Raw genomic sequence first — 18132 nt, forward strand, 5'->3', positions numbered from 1 at the left:
GGTTCCTGTCTCACGCCCCTCCTTCGGCCCGCGCCGCCCCCGGCCCCCCCTCACCCGCGCGGGGTCTATTTATAACCCCCCCCCCCCGGCGATTGAGGCGCGAGGTCCGGGGCGGAGCCCCGTGGCGTGGGGGCGGGGCGGCCGTGCGGGCGTCGTACCACGGGTGCGGTATGCGGAGAGCGGAGCGTACGTCGCAGGGAGGTCGACGGCCTCCGACCACCGGATGCGGTGGTTGTCAGCGGTGGCGCCTACCGTTGACGCATGTCTTCTCGACGGCGCGTATGGCGCAAGCGGGCCCGCGACTGGCCGCGACGGTGGATCGCCGCCGCGGCCACCCTCGTGGTGCTCGCGGGAGCGGGTACGTGGACAGGCCTCTCGGCAACCACGGCCTCCGGCTCCGACGGCGCATCCGCCGTACACCGACAGGACCGCATGATGCCGATGGGCAGCGGCGTCCGCATCGACACCTCGTACTTCACCGCCGGCGACCCGTCCCACAAACGACCCGCCGTACTGCTCACACACGGCTTCGGCGGCAGCAAGGCCGACGTCCGCGCCGAGGCGGAGAAGCTTGCCACCCACGGATACGCGGTCATGACCTGGTCGTCCCGCGGCTTCGGCAGATCCGGCGGCAAGATCGGCCTGAACGACCCGAAGCACGAGGTCGCCGACGTCTCCCGCATGATCGACTGGCTCGGGAACCGTCCCGAGGTGGAGCTGGACCGGCCGGGCGACCCGCGCGTCGGCGTCACCGGCGCCTCGTACGGCGGCGCGGTCTCGCTGCTCGCGGCGGGCCACGACAAGCGGGTCGACGCGATCGCCCCGCAGATCACGTACTGGAACCTCGCGGACGCGCTGTTCCCCGACGGCGTCTTCAAGAAGCTGTGGGCGGGCGCCTTCTTCACCTCCGGCTCCGCGCAGCTCGGCACGCGCACCACCGAGGCCGGGCTCGCCTGCGGCAGCTTCGAGAAGAAGCTGTGCGACATGTACCAGCGCGTCGCCGTCTCCGGGAAGCCGGACGCCGCGGCCCGCAAACTCCTGGAGGAGCGCAGCCCCTCCGCCGTGGGCGACCGCATCAAGGTCCCCACGTTCATCGCCCAGGGCCAGACGGACTCGCTGTTCCCCCTCGGGCAGGCCGACGAGATAGCGCGCCACGTCAAGGCGAACGGCGCACCGGTCCAGGTGGACTGGCTGAACGGCGGGCACGACGGCGGCGACATGGAGGTCGACCGGCTCCAGAGCCGCGTGACGTCCTGGTTCGACCGCTACCTGAAGGACGAGAACGTCGACACGGGCCCCGCGTTCCGCGTCACCCGTGCCGGCGGCGTCGACTCCACGGACGGCGCGGCCACGCTGCGCGGCGCGAGCGGCGACCTGTACCCCGGCCTGCGCGGCGAGCGGCGCACGGCGGTGCCGTTGAAGTCGGCCACCGAGAGCTTCCAGAACCCGCCGGGCGGCGGACCGCCGTCGATCTCCTCGGTGCCGGGCCTCGGCCGCGTCGCGAACCTGTCGGCGACGCTGGGCGGCGGCTTCTCCCTGGAGTACCCCGGCCAGTTCGCGCGCTTCGACTCGGCGCCGCTGAAGAAGTCGGTGCGCATCACCGGCTCCCCGACGGTCACCGCGCACGTGAAGTCCTCCACCGGCACGGCCGTGCTGTTCGCGAAGGTGTACGACTCCGGGCCCGACGGGGCGCGCCAGGTGCTGCCCTCGCAGCTGGTGACGCCGATCAAGGTGACCGGCGCGGACGGCGAAGGCAAGGACGTGAAGATCACGCTCCCGGCCATCGACCACGAGGTGCAGAAGGGCCACAAGCTGCGGCTCGTGCTCTCCGCGACCGACCTCGGCTACGCGTCGCCGAACAAGCCCGCGGCGTACCAGGTGTCCGTGCGCGACAGCCTGAGCGTGCCCACCGCCCCCGACGTGAAGACGGCGGCCACGCCGCTGCCCGCGTGGGTGTGGTGGCTGCCGGCCGGGGCGCTCGCCGTCGCGGCGGGGCTGCTCCTCACGGCCCGGCGGCGGACGGCGGCGCCCGCGCCCGACCCGGCGCTCGCCGAGGTCCCGCTCCAGATCACGGACCTCAGTAAGAAGTACGCGGGCTCCACGGACCGGTACGCGGTGCGCGATCTGTCCTTCCGCGTCGAGCAGGGCCAGGTCCTCGGCCTCCTCGGGCCGAACGGCGCGGGCAAGACGACGACGCTGCGCATGCTGATGGGCCTCATCCGGCCCGACGAGGGCGGGATCCGGGTCTTCGGCCATGCCATCAGGCCCGGCTCCCCGGTGCTGTCCAGGGTCGGCGCCTTCGTCGAGGGCGCCGGTTTCCTGCCGCACCTCTCCGGCCGGGAGAACCTGGAGCTGTACTGGAAGGCGACAGGACGCCCGCCTGGGGACGCGCACCTCGCGGAGGCCCTGGAGATCGCGGGCCTCGGCGACGCCCTGGCGCGCGCGGTGCGCACGTACTCGCAGGGCATGCGCCAGCGCCTCGCGATCGCCCAGGCCATGCTCGGCCTCCCGGACCTGCTCATCCTCGACGAGCCGACGAACGGGCTCGACCCGCCGCAGATCCGCGAGATGCGCGAGGTGATGATCCGCTACGCGCGCGAAGGACGCACGGTCATCGTCTCCAGCCACCTCCTCGCCGAGGTCGAGCAGACCTGCACGCACCTCGTGGTGATGGACCGCGGCCGGCTCGTCCAGGCGGGCCCCGTCGCGGACATCGTCGGCTCCGGCGACACGCTGCTCGTCGGCGTCGCGGGCGAGGTCTCCGACGCGCTGGTGGAGAAGGTCGGCGGCCTCGCGGGCGTGGCATCGGTGGTGCGGGTCGACGACGGCCTGCTCGTCCGCCTCATACCGGAACCCGGCCTCGACCCGGACTCGGCGGCCACGGCGTCCGACCCGACCACCGGATCCGACCCAGCAGCCCGCCTCGTCGCCGAGCTGGTGCGGCTCGACGTACCGGTGCGCTCCCTCGGCCCGCACCGGCGCCTTGAGGACGCGTTCCTGACCCTGATCGGAGGGACCCCGGCATGACGACGACCGGAGCGAGGACCGGAGAGACGACCGAAGTGCAGGACGCGCCCGAACTCACCCAACTCGCCCACGGATACCGCCCTGCCCGCACGCTCCCGCTGCGCGTGGAGCTCGTACGGCAGGTGAAGCGGCGGCGCACGCTCGTGATGGGCGCGGTCCTGGCACTGCTCCCGTTCGTGCTGGTCGCCGCGTTCGCGATCGGCGGGGAGCCGGGTGGCGGCGGTGACGGCGGGCAGCGCGTGAACCTGATGGACACCGCCACCGCGTCGGCGGCGAACTTCGCGGCGGTGAGCCTGTTCGTGTCCGCCGGGTTCCTGCTGGTCGTCCCGGTGGCCCTGTTCTTCGGCGACACCGTCGCCTCCGAGGCGAGCTGGTCGAGCCTGCGCTATCTGCTGGCCGCGCCCGTGCCGCGAGCCCGCCTGCTGTGGTCCAAGCTGGCCGTCGCGTTCGGGCTCAGCCTCGCCGCGATGCTGCTGCTCCCGCTGGTCGCGCTCGGGGTCGGCGCGGTGGCGTACGGCTGGGGCCCGCTGGACATCCCGACCGGCGGGGCGCTGCCTGCGGGCACGGCGGTGCAGCGGCTGCTGCTGGTCGTGGCGTTCATCTTCGTGTCCCAACTGGTCACGGCGGGGCTCGCGTTCTGGCTGTCCACCAAGACGGACAACCCGCTGGGAGCGGTCGGCGGCGCGGTCTTCCTGACCATCGTCGGCAACGTCCTGGACGCGGTCACCGCGCTCGGCGACTGGCGCGACTTCCTGCCCGCGCACTGGCAGTTCGCCTGGGCGGACGCGATCCAGACGCAGCCCGAATGGGGCGGGATGATCCAGGGGGCTTCGGTGTCCGTGGCGTACGCGGTGGTGCTGTTCGCGCTCGCGTTCCGGGGGTTCGCGCGCAAGGACGTGGTGTCGTAGGCGGGTGGGTGGCGCGCGTCCGCCCCCTTACGCCTTGGGGATGTCGAAGTAGCGGGTCAGGCCGGAGGCGAGTGCGATATCGCCCGCGATCCGGACCTTGCGCATCATGAACATCGTGACGGGCGAGGAGTTGCCGGAGACCAGCTTGAGGAAGTCGGCGTCGCCCATGACGAGCGTGAGGCGCGGGTCGGCGTCCGAGCGGCCCTCGGTGACCGTGCAGGTGCCCTTCGAGATCCTCGTCTCGTAGACCACCTCGGGGATCTCGCCCTGGCCGGTTACCTTCCAGCGGATGAGCGCTTCGAGCGAGCCCGCGGCGTCGGGCCTGAACTGCCGCTCCACGCGCCCGAAGACCTCCTTGAGGACGCGGGTGCGCAGGCACTCGTCCCGAGCGATCCGGCCGATCTCCTTCGTGGAGAGCCCCTTCACGAGCCGCGCGAACTGCTCGGGCGTGACGCTCGCGAAGTCGAGCGCCGCGATCTCCTCGGCACCGCTCATGGGTCCACTCTCCTTGTTCCCTGTTGAGACCCTTACCAGTCAGTAAGTTTACTTATTGGTAGGGCCATGGCGACGTAGATAGGCTGGTAAGAGTGACGGGCACATCGGGAGCGGCTCAAGGGCGTACGGCGGCGCGCAGGAAGCGTATGCCGCGGCAGATGCGCGAGCAGCAGATGATCGACGTGGGTGTGCGGGTCTTCGCCAGGCGCGGCTACCACGCCGCGTCTGTGGACGAGATCGCCGAACTCGCCGGGATCTCCAAGCCGATGGTGTACCTGTATCTGGATTCCAAGGAAGGGCTCTTCCTCGCGTGTCTGAGGAGGGAGACCGGACGGCTCGTCGGCGCCTTCCAGGAGGCCGCGCGGGGTGCGGGGGCCGCGCCCGAACTGCGGCTGCACGCAGGGCTCTCGGCGTTCTTCGCGTTCGTCGCCGAGCACCGCGACAGTTGGGTCGTGCTGCACCGGCAGGCGTCCGAGCTGAGCGAGGCGATCGCCGCGGCCGTGGCCGACGCGCGCCGCGCGATCATGGCCGAGGTGGCCGGGCTCATCCGGGACGGCATCTCGGAGAGCGGCCGCGGTGCCCAACTGGGCGAAGAGGATGCCGACTTCGTCGCGCACGCCCTCGTGGGCGCCGCCGACTCGCTCACCGACTGGATGGAGCGCAACCCCGGCCAGTCCCCGGAGGGCATCACGTTGCGCCTGATGAACATGGTGTGGGTGGGGATGCGGGACGTGCTCGACGGCGAGGTCTGGGCGCCGTAGAACGGCTGCCCGTGCCGATGCCCGTGTGGTTGTCCACGCGGTTGCGTCGCCGATTCGTACCTCGCCATTGAATTTTCCTTACGCGTAGGTAAGTTGACTCCCCAGTAAGTACGAGTCGGGCAGCCGCGCACACGGGAGCCGTCATGGGCGTACGCAAGGATCTGAAGCGGGCCAGGAAGCGCGGCGATCTCGTCGAGCGCGTCAAGGTCGAACTGGTCAGGGACGGGAAAGGGGTCGTGCGCGAGGCGCGCGTCGCGGCGCTCGCCGAGCCGCCGAAGGACGGGTCCACGCCCGCCGACATCCCGTTCGTCAACGCAGAGGAAGAGCCGAACGCCGTCGTCGTGCGGCGCAAGGAGGCGGGGGAGTGGCGGCCGGTCACCGCCGTCGCGTTCGCCCGTGAGGTGACCGCCGCCGCCAAGGGATTGATCGCGGCGGGCCTCGAACCGGGCGGCCGCGTCGCCCTGATGTCGCGCACCCGTTACGAGTGGCAGGTGTTGGACTTCGCGATCTGGGCCGCCGGCGGGCAGACCGTTCCCATCTACGCGACGTCGTCACCCGAGCAGATCGAGTGGATCGTGCGGGACTCCGGAGCGACGATGCTGATCGTCGAGACGCCGGAGAACGCCGCCGCTGCGGAGGAGGCCGTTGCCGGGTTGCCCGAGGACGACCGCCCCGGCATACGTCAGCTCGATGCGGGGGCCGTGCTCGAACTGGCCGCCCTGGGCGCCGCCGTGGCCGACGAGGAGGTCGTCAAGCGGCGGGCCGCTCTCACCCCCGACACCATCGCGACCGTCTGCTACACCTCCGGCACCACCGGGCGGCCCAAGGGCTGCGTCCTCACGCACGGCAACCTGTACGCCGAGGCCGCGAACACCGTCGAACTGCTGCACCCCATCTTCAAGGCGATCACCGGGCAGTCCGCGTCGACGCTGCTTTTCCTGCCCCTCGCGCACATCCTGGGGCGGACGATCCAGGTGGCGTGCATGCTCGCCCGGATCGAACTCGGGCACTGCCCGAGCATCAAGCCCGACGAGCTGCGGCCCGAACTCCGCTCGTTCCGACCGACGTTCGTGGTCGGCGTGCCGTACCTCTTCGAGAAGATCCACGACACCGGGCGCGCGACCGCAGAGAAGCTCGGGCGCGGCTCGTCCTTCGACCGCGCCGACCGGATCGCGGTGCGGTTCGCCGAGGCGCACCTGGATCGGTTCCTGGACGGGGGCAAGGGCCCGGGGCTCGGTCTGACCCTCGCCACAGGGCTCTACGACCTGCTGGTCTACCGGCGCGTACGCAAGGAACTCGGCGGCCGGCTCCGGTACGCGATCAGCGGCGGCTCGCCGCTTGACCGCAATCTGAACCTGTTCTTCTACGCCGCCGGGATCATGATCTACGAGGGCTACGGCCTCACGGAGACCACGGCCGCCGCCACGATCACCCCGCCGCTGCGGCCCCGCCCCGGCACCGTGGGACTGCCCGTGCCCGGCAGCGCCATCCGGATCGCGGACGACGGCGAGGTGCTCATCAAGGGCGGCATCGTCTTCGGCGCGTACTGGAACGACCGGGCCGCGACCGAGCAAGTCCTCGACGAGGAAGGGTGGTTCGCGACCGGCGACCTCGGTGAGCTGGACGGCGACGGTTATCTGCGGATCACCGGGCGCAAGAAGGACATCCTCGTCACCAGCGGCGGCAAGAACGTCTCGCCCGCCGTCCTGGAGGACCGGCTGCGCAGCCGCTCGCCCATCGGCCAGTGCATCGTCGTCGGCGACAACCGTGCCTACATCGCCGCCGTGATCACCCTGGATCCGGAGTCCGTCGCGCACTGGCTGGGCGTCCGCAAGATGCCCGCCGACACCCCGGTGGCCGAGGTGATCCGCGACCCGCGGATCGTCGCGGACGTCCAGAAGGCCGTCGACTACGCCAACGAGGCCGTCTCCCGCGCCGAGTCGATCCGCAAATTCACGCTGGTGGAAGGCGAGTTCAGTGAGGAGAACGGGCTGCTGACCCCCTCCCTGAAGATCAAGCGGCGGGCCGTCGTGTCCGCGTACGAGCGGGAGATCGGCGAGCTCTACGGCGCCTGAACAGCCTGAAGAGGGGGCTCCGGCGCGGAGCCCCCTCGGCGCGAACCGCCTGGTCAGCGTTGGGTGTTGACGTTGTACAGCTTGCGCGACCAGACGTAGCCGACGACGGTGATCCCGGCGCACCAGGCGAGCGAGATCCACCCGTCGTTCCCGATCGCGGAACCGGTGAGCAGTCCGCGCAGCGTCTCGGTCATCGGCGTGAACGGCTGGTGCTCGGCGAACCAGCGCAGGCCCGGCGCCATCGACTCGGCCGGCACGAACGCGGAGCCGAGGAACGGCAGGAACTGGATGAGCAGCGGCTTGTTGCTCGCCGACTCGACCGTCTTGGACTTCAGGCCGAGCGCCGCCGCGAGCCAGGTGATGGCGAACGTGATCGCGACGAGCAGCCCCGCGGCGGCCAGCCACTCGACCGGGTTCGCGTCGGGCCGGAAGCCGAGCGCGATGGCCACGGCCACGACGAGGACCAGACTCACCATCGTCGTGAGGACGCTGCCGATGACATGGCCGGTCATGAACGACGAACGCGTGATGTTCATGGTGCGGAAGCGGTTGATGATGCCCTCGGTCATGTCCTGGCAGACCGCGATCGAGGTCGACATGGCCCCGGCCGCGACGCCCATGATCACGATCCCGGGCGTCAGGTACTCCAGATACGCGTCCCGGCCCGCGCCCCCCGACATCGAGTCCCCGAAGGCGAACACGAAGAGCACCAGCATCAGGATCGGCATCATGGACGCGCCGAGCGAGACCATCGGATAGCGCAGGGCGTGCTTGATGTTGCGTCGCGTCATCGTCATCGAGTCGTGCACGGCGTACGTGAGGGTGGTCGTCGCGGTACTCATCGCAGGGTCTCCTTGACGTGCAGCGGGTTGGCGGCGGTGCTGTCGCCGGTCAGGGCGAGGAACACGTCGTCGAGGTCGGGTGTGTGCACGGAGAAGTCGGCGGCCTGTACGCCGGTGGAGTCGAGCCGGTCGAACAGGGTGCGCAGAGCGGTCAGGTCACCGTCGCCCGCGATCCGCAGCGCGAGCTCCTGGTCGTCGCGGGCCGAACCGGGGAAGGCGTCGGCCGCCCGCTCGTACTCGGCCCAGTCGTTGAACCGCAGCCGCACGTGGCTGCCGGGGATCTGCGCCTTGAGCTCGTCGGCGGTGCCCTCGGCGACGATCCGGCCGCCGTCGAGCACGGCGATCCGGTCGGCCAACTGGTCGGCCTCTTCCAGGTATTGGGTGGTCAGGAAGACGGTGACGCCGCCGGCGACCAGGGTCCGCACGGTCTCCCACATGGTGCGGCGGCTGCGCGGGTCGAGCCCGGTCGTCGGCTCGTCGAGGAAGATCACCGACGGGTCGCCGACGAGCGTCATGGCGAGGTCGAGGCGGCGCCGCATGCCGCCGGAGAAGGTGGCGGCGCGGTTGCCCGCGACGTCCGCGATGCCGAACCGTTCGAGGAGTTCCTTGGCCCGCGCCTTGCCCTCGCGCTTGCCGAGCCGCAGCAGGTCGGCCATGAGGAGCAGGTTCTCCTCGGCGGTCAGCATGTTGTCGAGCGCGGCGAACTGCCCGGTGACGCCGATCGCGGCGCGGACGCCGTCCGGCGATCCGGCGACGTCGTGCCCTGCGACCTGTGCCTGTCCGCCGTCGGCGTCGACGAGCGTGGACAGGATCCGCACGGTCGTCGTCTTCCCGGCCCCGTTCGGGCCGAGCAGGGCGAAGACGGAGCCGGCGGGGATGCGGAGGTCGATGCCGTCGAGGACGGTCTTGGGGCCGTAGGACTTGCGTAGGTCGACGGTGGAGACGGCGAGCGTGGACATGACAGGTGAGGGCATGGGGGTCTCCGGTGGGTGAAGTTTTGAGCCCCGCCGGCGTTTGAGGCGCGGGGTCCGGGGCGGAGCCCCGTGGCCGTAACGCCGGTGGGGCTCAAAAGATCGGGGCGCTGCCCCGGACCCCGCTGCTCAATCGCCGCAGGGGCTTGATGGGGTCAGGCCTTGGCGCGGCGGATGTCGATGTTGCCCCACTTGGTGCGGGCGCGGACCTTGACGGAGTCCTCGGACTCGGACGGGGCGTCGGACGCCGTGAGGGTGTTGCGGACCTGGCCGTTGTCGGCGTCGGCGTCGAGCCAGGCGGCGGTGCCCTCACGGATACCGACCTCGATCGCGCCGAAGTTGGTCTCCACCTGGACCGTGCCGCGGGCGACATCGAGCACCCGCAGCGCGCCGTACGCGGTGGTGGCGGCGACCGAGCCCTCGGCGCGGCCGATCTCGATGTCGCCGTGCGCGCCGCTCACCCGCAGCTCACCGGTCACGATGTCGACGATCGTGGAACCGTGCGAGTTCTTCAGGACGGCGTGGCCGTCGATGACACCGACCCGCATGCTGCCGGAGCTGGTGGTGAGTTCGGCCATGCCCTCGACCCGGTCCACGCGGACCGATCCGTGGGACGCCTTGAGGTGCAGCGGCCCCGTGGTGTCGAGCCGGACGTCGCCGCCCGAGGTCTTCACCCGGGCCTTGCCGAGCCGGCCCTCGCCGAGCACCTGGGTCCAGGAGCCGGTGAGTTCGAAGGACGAACCGGTGGGCAGCTCGACCGTGACGTTCACGATCCCGCTGGGGCCGATCATGCGGCGCTCCGTCGTCCTGATGGTGAGGACGCCGCCCGCGTACGAGACCTCGGTCTGCTCGGCGGCCCTGACGTCCTTGCCGCGCTTCGGGTTGGCCGGCTTCACCTCGACGACGGTGTCGGGGCGCTCGCTCGCGGTGAACTGGATGGAACCGGCGCCCACATGGGCGTCGACCGAAATGGCCTCGGGGGTCTCGTAAGTAGGCATGGCTGTCCCGTCCTCCTGGCTCGATGGGGCGTCCCCACTGGTGGGACGTGGTGTGCCGTTCTGTTCGGGGCAGGGGCGCGGTCAGCGCACCCAGCCCGTGAAGCTCTGTCCGACGGTGCGGGTCTTCTCCGGTGTGCGGGGCGCCGCGCCGCCGTCGACCGCGGCGGACACGGCGCGCACCAGCCACGCGTTGACCGAGAGGCCCTCGCGGCTCGCGGCCTCCTCGGCGCGGGACTTGAGGTGGGCCGGCAGGCGCAGGTTGACGCGGGCGGTGCCGCCCTCGTCCGTCTCGGGGGCGGGCGGTGCGGCGGGGGCCTGGACCGGCTCGGTGGGTGCTGCCGGGGTGTCGCGCGGCTGCGGCGTCACCACGAACTCGGGGTCGAGGCCCCGCAGCCGTACGTCGACCGAACCGGGCGCCAGGTCGCGGGTGATCTCGTCCATGGCGGCGGAGAGCACGTTGAGCATCGTGAGCCGGGTGGCCGACTCCAGCGGAGCGGTGAGCCGCTCGGCCAGGTCGCGTGTTTCGTCCCCACCGGCTTCGGCGGCCACCGCGAGCTCGCGGTGCAGGGTGTCGACGTAGGGCGTGAGGTCCATGACGTCATAGTGGCACCACTATGGCGCCACGCACAAGCCCTTTGGTGCCATGTGGCGCCACGTGGCGCCAAGCGGTGCCACGGTCGGCGTCATGTGGTGCCACGCGGCGTCAGAGCGCGAACCGAGCCGGAATCGCGCGCTGACCGCGTGCGGGTCTCGTGTGGATCAAGTGAGTGCCGCGTGTGAACTGCGTGCATGCTGAACCGTTTTCGGCGGGGGCGCGTAGCCAACCAGTGACACGTTTATGCCGCACCTCTGAGGAACTTCATGACGCGCAGATGGGCGCTTATCAGCACGATTGCCGTATTGACCGCCGCGCTGGTCTTCGTCGGCGTCCAACTGGTGCGCGGCCAGGATTCGGAAGACGGGCAGAGTGAGGCGAAACCGGCTGCCTCGCCGAGCCCGAGTACGAGCGGCAAAGCCGAGTCCCTCGACGGCCTCGGCTGGTGGCCGCTGCACCGGTCGGGCACCGCGAAGACCGGCGAGCACGACGCCGTGTTCGGCGAGGGCACGCAGTGGACCGAAGGCCCCGAGGGCGGCGCCCTGCGGCTCAACGGCACCAGCGGATACGCCAACACCAACACCAGCCTCGACACCGCGGGCGAGGACTACTCGGTCGCCGCACGCGTGCGCCTCTCCGACCAGGGCCTGAAGGGCATGCATACCGCGCTCTCCCAGGACGGCGAGAGGAACAGCGCGTTCTTCCTCCAGTACTCCGGCCAGGACGAGAACTTCGCCTTCAGTTTTCCCGGCGCCCGTACCGTCGCGGAGTCGTCCGAGGCACCGCAGCCCGACCGCTGGTACCACCTCACCGGCACGTACAGTCAGAAGGACCACCGGATGCGGATCTATGTAGACGGCAAGCAGGCTGGAACCAGGGTTGCTTCCAGCAGCGTCAAGCCCACGGGCAGCGTGATGATCGGACGCGGCAAGTTCGGCGGGAAGGCCACCGACTACTGGAACGGTGACATCGCCGACGTGCATGTCTACGACCGAGAGTTGACGACCCGTGAGGTGAGCACGCTCTCCTCGCACGAACCGGGCTGACAGGCACCGATACGTCGAACGTCACCGCCGCCGCGGGCCGCCGCGCGCCACCAGGGCGCACGGCGGCCCGCGGCGATGCCTGTCGGTTTGCTCCGCACCCGGCGGAACCCGTCTTCCCCCACAGACGATCCGGAGAGGAAAGGCCCTTGTCGGCCAGCGCTTCGCCCGAAGACCGGATACCCGGCCCCCGTGCCGCGGACCTCCAGCCCGACGAATTCCTCAGAGCCCTCTACGAATTCCACGGCACCGCGCTGCTGCAGTTCGCCGCGCGACGCCTGGAGGGCGACTGGCACCGCGCCGAGGACATTTTGCAAGAAGTCGCCATTCGTGCCTGGCGGCATGCCGCGGAACTCGACCCGACCGCGGACTCTGCGCGGCCCTGGCTGTTCACCGCGCTGCGCAACCTCGTCATCGACGGCCACCGGGCCCGCCAGGCCAGGCCCCCGGAGACCGGCGACCCCGAACTCGCCCACCTGCCCGTGTCCGACAACGTGGACCACATCCTCACCACCCAGGTCCTCGTCGAGGCGCTGGGGGACCTGCGCCCTTCCCAGCGCGAGGTCCTGCTGCACGTCCACTACCTCGGACGCACCGTCAACCAGACGGCCAAGGTGCTCGGCGTGCCACCGGGCACCGTCAAGTCCCGTACGTACTACGCCGCCCGCGCCATGCGCGAGGCGCTGAACAGGCGCGGTCTCTACGCGCACGGCGTGCTGGACAGCGAGGCCGCGTGACACTCAGGAGACCAGTCGGCCCGCATGGCGGGTGATCTTCAGGCCGAGCGGCCCGGTGTCGAGCGAGCCGTCCGCACCGGCCTTCCAGCGCCAGCCGGTGGGCGCCTCGCCGAGCACGAGCAGGGCGTCCGTACGGCGCAGGCCGGCGATCACCTCGTCCCGGCGCGGGAGTTGGGTGGCGTCCACGACGAACAGGTGGGGCACCTCGCCCTGCACGGCGAGCCGGCTGCTGCCCTCGATCAGCCGGAACACCTGAGTGACGTCGGAGTAACCGGCGTCCGGTGCGCCCGCGTTCGCCGACTTGGCACGGGCGAACGCCTCCTCAAGGCTGGCCGCACCGTGCAGCCGCGAGCTGCGCGTCTCGTCGCCGGTGAGGAGCCGGCCGTCGCCCACCGAGCCCACCAGCGTGACCTGGGCGAGCGCCCCCACGGGACCGGCGAGCGCCTCGAGGACGACGGCCCGCGCCATACGGCGCACCTCGTCGTCCGGGCCCGTCACGGAGACGGGGCCCGCCGCGCGGGACAGGTCGACCAGGACCCGGTCGGGTCCTGCCAGGCCCACCGTCACCGTCAGCGCGTACGGCAGGGCCGGCTCGCCCTCGGGTCCCGGCCGGTGCAGATCGGCGGGCGAGATCGTCCAGCGTTCGCCGTCCTCCTCGGCCTTCCAGGGCGGGGGCGCGTCCGCACCCTGGCCGGCGGCCCCGGCGAGCAGCAGCCCGAGGCGGTCCTCCGAGTAGACGACGGCGTACAGATCGGGCAACGACCGGCCGGAGCGCAGGCATTCGCCCGTCAGCCGGCGCAGACCCGCGTCGACCACGTCGAGGGCGGCCCGGCCCGTGACGGCGGCCGAGGCCTTGACCGGCTTCGGCGGGCGGCCCCGCAGCTCCGTGACGATCAGCACCGTCACCGCCGCGATCAGCGCAAGACCCAGCACCACGGCCAGGACGTACCAGATCATCCACTGACTCCTTGTCGCGAAACGGGAGCAGCACGGTCGCTGCGCCGTGCACCCGAAGGCGACTACGGCGCCGGTCGGCGGATGGTTCACCCGAGAAGTCCGTGAACCATCCGCGAACCGGCCCCGTAGTCACGTCAGTGGTACGGGAGCCGTCGAACACGGCTGCCGAGGCCCCCCTCATTCACCCTGGCTGGAGGACGTTTTCGTGTCGTTGATGTTGACCGTGGTCGAGGTGGGTGGTGACGCGTTCGACGTCCACCTCGACGCCGACCCCGACACGCCCATGAGCGCTGTCGCGGAGGCGCTGGCCGGGGCGGGAGGCGTCCACCGGCCCCCGCAGGGCCTCGGCCTGTACGCCGACGACCGGCTGCTGCCCGGGGACCTGCGACTGCGGGACGCGCCGCTGCAGCACGCCTCCATCGTGGGCCTCGGCCGCCCTGCCGGCACCGCGGCCGCCGAACCCGACGGCCTGGTGGAGATCCGTGTGGTCGGCGGCCCCGGTGCGGGCGCCGTGCACCGCATCGACATGGGGGAGTACCGGATAGGCCTCGGCCACGACGGCTCGGCCCAGCTGCTGCGCGCCGTCCCCGACCGCCCGTCCGCCGTGCTCACGGTCGCCCCCGGAGGGCGCTGCCGGATCGCGCCCGACGCCGCCGCGACGGGCGGCGGCTCCATGCAGCTGGACCGCGAGGACGTCACCGAGAGCGTCGCCTGGCCGATCGGCGCCCAACTCCTCGTCGGGGACTGCCTGCTCGAACTCGCCCTGCCGCAGAAGCCGGACGCGGCCGTGCAGCCCTCCGAGGACGGCACCGGCTGGGACTACAACCGCCCGCCCCGGCTGCGGCCCCCCGAGCGTGCCACCCGCTTCACGCTGCCCTCGCCGCCGGCCCCGCTCGCCGCCCGGCCGCTGCCGTGGATCACCGCGGCGGCCCCGCTGGTGATGGCCGTCGTGGGCGCGATGGTCTTCGATCGCATGTCGATGCTGCTGTTCGGACTGCTCTCCCCGGTCGTGGTCGTCGGTAACTACGTGATGAGCCGGCGCACGGGACGCCAGTCCCACTCCAACAACGTCGCCGAGTACAAGGAGAAGAAGGCGCGCATCGAGGGCGACGCGAACGAGGCCCTCACGATCGAACGCACCGCCCGACGTCGCGGCTTCCCCGACCCGGCCGAGGTCGTCCTCACGGCCGTCGGCCCCCGCCGCCGCCTCTGGGAGCGCCGCACCAACGACGCCGACTTCCTCGAACTGCGCGTCGGAACCGCCGACATGGAGTCCGACGTGGTCCTCCAGGACCCGATGAAGGACGAGCACCGCCGTCAGGACCCGTGGACCGCGTACGACGTCCCCGTGACGGTCCCGCTGCGCGAGCACAACGTCCTCGGCATCTCGGGACAGGGCCCGGCCGCGCGCGCCGTGGCCCGCTGGACGGTCGCCCAGGCCGCCGTCCTGCACAGCCCCCGCGACCTCCAGATCTACCTCCTGACCACCGGTGAACAGGGCCGCGACGGCTGGTCCTGGCTGCGCTGGCTGCCGCACGTGCGCAAGAAGTCCGGCGACACCCCGGCCAGCATCGGCTACGGCACGGAGACCTGCGCCCGGCGCGTCGCCGAGCTCACCGCGCTGATCAACGAGCGCGCCACGGCGACGGCGTCGGAACGGCGCGGCAAGGCCGCCGGGCCCGACGTGCTCGTCATCCTCGACGGCGCCCGGAGGCTGCGCTCGCTGCCCGGCGTCACGCAGATCCTGCGGGCGGGGCCGGCCGTCGGCGTCCGCGCGCTCTGCCTCGACGCCGAGGAGCGGCTGCTGCCCGAGGAGTGCCAGGCCGTCGTCGCCGAGGAGCCCGGCGGCACCATCCGGGTGGGCCGCTCGGGGCGCGGCACCGTCACGGGCATCCGGCCCGACACGGTGTCCGCGGACTACTGCCGTTCGCTGGCCCGCGCGATGGGCCCGCTGCGTGACCCGGGCGGCGGCGACGAGGAGGCCGCGGTGCTGCCCGGCTCCGCGCGGCTGCTCGACGTCCTCGCCCTCGACCCGCCGCAGGCTTCCGGGATCCGGGCGCGCTGGACGGCCGGGGGACGCTCGACCCGGGCGGCCGTCGGCGTCTCCCTCGACGGCCCGTTCCACCTCGACCTGAAGCGCGACGGGCCGCACGGCCTCGTCGCCGGCACCACGGGTTCCGGCAAGTCCGAACTCCTCCAGACCATCGTCGCCTCTCTCGCCGTGGCGAACCGCCCCGACGCGATGACCTTCGTACTGGTCGACTACAAGGGCGGCTCCGCGTTCAAGGACTGCGTCGACCTGCCGCACACCGTCGGCATGGTCACCGACCTCGACGCCCACCTCGTCGAGCGCGCCCTGGTCTCCTTGACCGCCGAACTCACCCGCCGCGAGCACATCCTCGCCGCGGTCGGCGCCAAGGACATCGAGGACTACATCGACCTCCTGGAGCGCGAACCGGGCGCGGGCCGCGATCCGATGCCCCGACTCCTCATCGTCATCGACGAGTTCGCCTCGATGGTGCGCGACCTGCCCGACTTCGTGAAGGGCCTGGTCAACATCGCACAGCGGGGCCGTTCGCTGGGCATCCACCTGATCCTCGCGACGCAGCGCCCCAGCGGCGTCGTCTCCTCCGAGATCCGCGCCAACACCAACCTGCGCATCGCGCTGCGGGTCACCGACTCCGGCGAGAGCCAGGACGTCCTCAACTCCGGTGAAGCCGCGGGGATTTCACAGAGCAACCCCGGCCGCGCGTACGTACGGCTCGGCCAGAACTCCCTCGTGCCGTTCCAGTCCGGCCGCGTCGGCGGCCGTCGCCCCGGCGCCACGACGGTCTCGCTGCCGGCGCCCTGGGCGGTGGCGGTCGGCTGGGAGCGGCTCGGCGAACCGCTTCCGGCGCGGCCCCGCGCCGCCGCCGCGCCCGCCGAGGTCGAGACCGACCTCACCGGGCTCGTCACGGCGATCCGCGCGGCGGACCGGGACATGGGCATCCCCAAGCAGCACAGCCCCTGGCTGCCGCCGCTGCCCGAGGCCCTCGTCACCGGCGAACTCCCGCCGCCCCCGCCCACGGACTACGACCTGGCGCCCATCGCGTACGGCGTCGTGGACCTGCCCGCACAACAGGCCAGGCAGGCCCTGGTGATCGACCCGGCGACGCTCGGGCACCTGCACATCATCGGCTCGCCCCGCCAGGGCAGGTCCCAGACGCTGCGCACCATCGCGGGCGCCATGGCCCTGGCCCACTCCGCCGACAAGCTGCACATGTACGGCATCGACTGCGGCAACGGCGCGCTGCTGCCCATCGAGGGCCTGCCGCACTGCGGAGCCATCACCCAGCGCACCCAGCCCGACCGGGTCGCACGGCTGCTCGCCCGGCTGAACGCGGAGCTCGGCCGCCGCCAGGAGATGCTCGCCGCCCGCGGCAGCGCCGACCTGGCGGAGCTGCGCCGCGCCCTGCCGGAATCCGAACGGCCCCCGCACATCGTGCTGTTCATCGACCGCTGGGAGGTCTTCGACAAGCAGCTCGGCGAGTACGACTCCGGGAACCTGCTGAACTCCGTCATGACGCTGCTCCGGGACGGCGCGAGCGTCGGCATCCACCTGCTGGTGACCGGCGACCGGGCGCTGTTCTCCAGCCGCGTCAGCGGCTCCACCGAGGACAAGCTCGTCCTCAAGCTCAACGAGAAGTCCGAGTACGGGCAGATCGGCATCACCCAGCGCAACGTCCCGGACGAGATCCCGCCCGGCCGTGCCTTCCGCGCCGCCGACAAGGCGGAGGTGCAGATCGCGCTCCTCACGGCCAACCCTGAGGGCCAGGCGCAGGCCGGGGCGCTCCAGCAGATCGCCGCGCACTGCCGCGAGCGGGCGGCCCAACTCCCCGCCTCCACAAGGCCGTTCCGCGTCGACACCCTGCCGGACCGGCTCAGCTGGGAGGACGCGACCCGGTACGTGCCGCGTCCGCTGCCGTCCGCCCACTGGTCCATCGCGGGCGTCGGCGGCGACGAACTCCTCGCCTACGGGCCGGACTTCTCGGTCACGCCGACGTTCCTCGTCGCCGGGCCCGCCCGCTCGGGCCGCACCACGGTCCTCGCGACGCTGGCCATGTCGCTGCTCTCGGTGCGGATGCCCATCGTCATCGGCGCCCCCGCCAAGTCGCAGCTGCGCCAACTGGCGGGCCGCCCCGGCGTCCTCGCGGTCTACGACGAGTCCGACATCGACCCCACGGCCCTGGAAGGGGTTCTCGCGTCCGCTCCGAAGGGCGCCGTGGTGATCCTCGACGACGCGGACCTGCTGCTCAAGACGAGGGCCGAGCCGGTCCTCAACCAGATCGCCAAGACCGGCACGGAGAACGGCCGCGGCCTGGTGATCGCGGGCCAGACCGAACGCCTCTCCTCCGGCTTCTCCGGCTGGCACACCGAGGCCCGCCGCAACCGCTGCGGCCTGCTCCTGAAGCCGCAGAGCATGAGCGACGGCGACCTGATCGGCGTCAAGATCCCCCGCAGCCGCCTGGGCGGCACCCGCCAGGGGCGGGCGATCCTGCACCTGGGCGACGGGGTGCTGCGGACGGTCCAGGTACCGGAGACGGTGCTGCCGTCGGCGGGAGGCTGACCCGACGGGACGGCACATGGAGGAGGGCCCCCCCCCCCCCCCCCCCCCGGGGGGGCGCCCCCCCCACGGGCGGCCCCCCCCCCCCCGCGGGGGGGGCCGGCGGCGGAGGGTTGTTGT

13 protein-coding genes are annotated in these 18132 nt (G+C 71.9%); 7 read left to right on the forward strand and 6 right to left on the reverse strand.

What is annotated here, in order from left to right:
- Nucleotides 1-261 precede the first annotated feature (261 nt).
- Both ABT004_RS31765 and ABT004_RS31770 read left to right on the forward strand, forming a co-directional pair.
- A complete protein-coding gene (locus tag ABT004_RS31765) occupies nt 262-3027 on the forward strand; it encodes an alpha/beta fold hydrolase (RefSeq protein WP_351343576.1) in 2766 nt (921 codons plus the stop codon).
- Nucleotides 3024-3935 (forward strand): ABC transporter permease, encoded by a 912-nt coding sequence (locus ABT004_RS31770; RefSeq protein ID WP_351343579.1) that lies wholly within the window; start codon nt 3024-3026, stop codon nt 3933-3935. The genes ABT004_RS31765 and ABT004_RS31770 overlap by 4 nt, the downstream gene beginning before the upstream one ends.
- A gap of 27 nt (nt 3936-3962) precedes the next feature.
- Here the strand turns inward: ABT004_RS31770 and ABT004_RS31775 are convergent, their stop codons facing one another.
- The gene (locus ABT004_RS31775) at nt 3963-4430 is read right to left on the reverse strand and encodes an SCP2 sterol-binding domain-containing protein (protein ID WP_351343582.1); all 468 of its coding nucleotides are present in this window, start codon (nt 4428-4430) and stop codon (nt 3963-3965) included.
- 158 nt (nt 4431-4588) lie between these two features.
- Here ABT004_RS31775 and ABT004_RS31780 point away from each other — a divergent pair, with 158 nt between their 5' ends.
- Both ABT004_RS31780 and ABT004_RS31785 read left to right on the forward strand, forming a co-directional pair.
- Nucleotides 4589-5191 carry a TetR/AcrR family transcriptional regulator gene (locus ABT004_RS31780; RefSeq protein WP_351343585.1) on the forward strand — a complete coding sequence of 201 codons (603 nt, stop codon included), beginning with the start codon at nt 4589-4591 and terminating at the stop codon, nt 5189-5191.
- Nucleotides 5192-5334: 143 nt separating this feature from the next.
- Nucleotides 5335-7266 (forward strand): AMP-dependent synthetase/ligase, encoded by a 1932-nt coding sequence (locus ABT004_RS31785; RefSeq protein ID WP_351343588.1) that lies wholly within the window; start codon nt 5335-5337, stop codon nt 7264-7266.
- 53 nt (nt 7267-7319) lie between these two features.
- Here ABT004_RS31785 and ABT004_RS31790 read toward each other — a convergent pair whose 3' ends face one another.
- The 4 genes from ABT004_RS31790 to ABT004_RS31805 form a co-directional block, all read right to left on the reverse strand.
- A complete protein-coding gene (locus ABT004_RS31790; protein WP_351343591.1) occupies nt 7320-8108 on the reverse strand; it encodes an ABC transporter permease in 789 nt (262 codons plus the stop codon).
- Complete coding sequence (locus tag ABT004_RS31795; RefSeq protein WP_351343594.1) at nt 8105-9082, reverse strand: ATP-binding cassette domain-containing protein; 978 nt, start codon at nt 9080-9082, stop codon at nt 8105-8107. The genes ABT004_RS31790 and ABT004_RS31795 overlap by 4 nt, the downstream gene beginning before the upstream one ends.
- Before the next feature lie 152 nt (nt 9083-9234).
- Nucleotides 9235-10077: a DUF4097 family beta strand repeat-containing protein gene (locus ABT004_RS31800; RefSeq protein WP_351343597.1), complete on the reverse strand. Its 843-nt coding sequence runs from the start codon at nt 10075-10077 to the stop codon at nt 9235-9237.
- 81 nt (nt 10078-10158) lie between these two features.
- Nucleotides 10159-10671 (reverse strand): hypothetical protein, encoded by a 513-nt coding sequence (locus ABT004_RS31805; RefSeq protein WP_351343599.1) that lies wholly within the window; start codon nt 10669-10671, stop codon nt 10159-10161.
- A gap of 267 nt (nt 10672-10938) precedes the next feature.
- On the opposite strand from ABT004_RS31805, the gene ABT004_RS31810 reads away from it, so the two are divergent.
- Nucleotides 10939-11718, forward strand: coding sequence for a LamG domain-containing protein (locus ABT004_RS31810; RefSeq protein WP_351343602.1), 780 nt, complete (start codon nt 10939-10941; stop codon nt 11716-11718).
- Nucleotides 11719-11864: 146 nt separating this feature from the next.
- Nucleotides 11865-12452: a sigma-70 family RNA polymerase sigma factor gene (locus ABT004_RS31815; protein ID WP_351343605.1), complete on the forward strand. Its 588-nt coding sequence runs from the start codon at nt 11865-11867 to the stop codon at nt 12450-12452.
- Nucleotides 12453-12455: 3 nt separating this feature from the next.
- Here ABT004_RS31815 and ABT004_RS31820 read toward each other — a convergent pair whose 3' ends face one another.
- Nucleotides 12456-13409: a hypothetical protein gene (locus ABT004_RS31820; protein WP_351343608.1), complete on the reverse strand. Its 954-nt coding sequence runs from the start codon at nt 13407-13409 to the stop codon at nt 12456-12458.
- Between the two features lie 214 nt (nt 13410-13623).
- On the opposite strand from ABT004_RS31820, the gene ABT004_RS31825 reads away from it, so the two are divergent.
- Complete coding sequence (locus ABT004_RS31825) at nt 13624-18015, forward strand: FtsK/SpoIIIE domain-containing protein (RefSeq protein ID WP_351343611.1); 4392 nt, start codon at nt 13624-13626, stop codon at nt 18013-18015.
- Nucleotides 18016-18132: the final 117 nt, after the last annotated feature.

The sequence above is a fragment of the Streptomyces sp. NPDC002790 genome (assembly GCF_040295505.1).
Taxonomy (GTDB): domain Bacteria; phylum Actinomycetota; class Actinomycetes; order Streptomycetales; family Streptomycetaceae; genus Streptomyces.

Coding starts and splice junctions, on each gene's coding strand:
- ABT004_RS31770 (WP_351343579.1), top strand. CDS start 3,024: ATGACGACGACCGGAGCGAGGACCGGAGAGACGACCGAAGTGCAGGAC.
- ABT004_RS31765 (WP_351343576.1), top strand. CDS start 262: ATGTCTTCTCGACGGCGCGTATGGCGCAAGCGGGCCCGCGACTGGCCG.
- ABT004_RS31825 (WP_351343611.1), top strand. CDS start 13,624: ATGTTGACCGTGGTCGAGGTGGGTGGTGACGCGTTCGACGTCCACCTC.
- ABT004_RS31805 (WP_351343599.1), bottom strand. CDS start 10,671: ATGGACCTCACGCCCTACGTCGACACCCTGCACCGCGAGCTCGCGGTG.
- ABT004_RS31795 (WP_351343594.1), bottom strand. CDS start 9,082: ATGCCCTCACCTGTCATGTCCACGCTCGCCGTCTCCACCGTCGACCTA.
- ABT004_RS31820 (WP_351343608.1), bottom strand. CDS start 13,409: ATGATCTGGTACGTCCTGGCCGTGGTGCTGGGTCTTGCGCTGATCGCG.
- ABT004_RS31810 (WP_351343602.1), top strand. CDS start 10,939: ATGACGCGCAGATGGGCGCTTATCAGCACGATTGCCGTATTGACCGCC.
- ABT004_RS31780 (WP_351343585.1), top strand. CDS start 4,589: ATGCGCGAGCAGCAGATGATCGACGTGGGTGTGCGGGTCTTCGCCAGG.
- ABT004_RS31785 (WP_351343588.1), top strand. CDS start 5,335: ATGGGCGTACGCAAGGATCTGAAGCGGGCCAGGAAGCGCGGCGATCTC.
- ABT004_RS31790 (WP_351343591.1), bottom strand. CDS start 8,108: ATGAGTACCGCGACGACCACCCTCACGTACGCCGTGCACGACTCGATG.
- ABT004_RS31775 (WP_351343582.1), bottom strand. CDS start 4,430: ATGAGCGGTGCCGAGGAGATCGCGGCGCTCGACTTCGCGAGCGTCACG.
- ABT004_RS31800 (WP_351343597.1), bottom strand. CDS start 10,077: ATGCCTACTTACGAGACCCCCGAGGCCATTTCGGTCGACGCCCATGTG.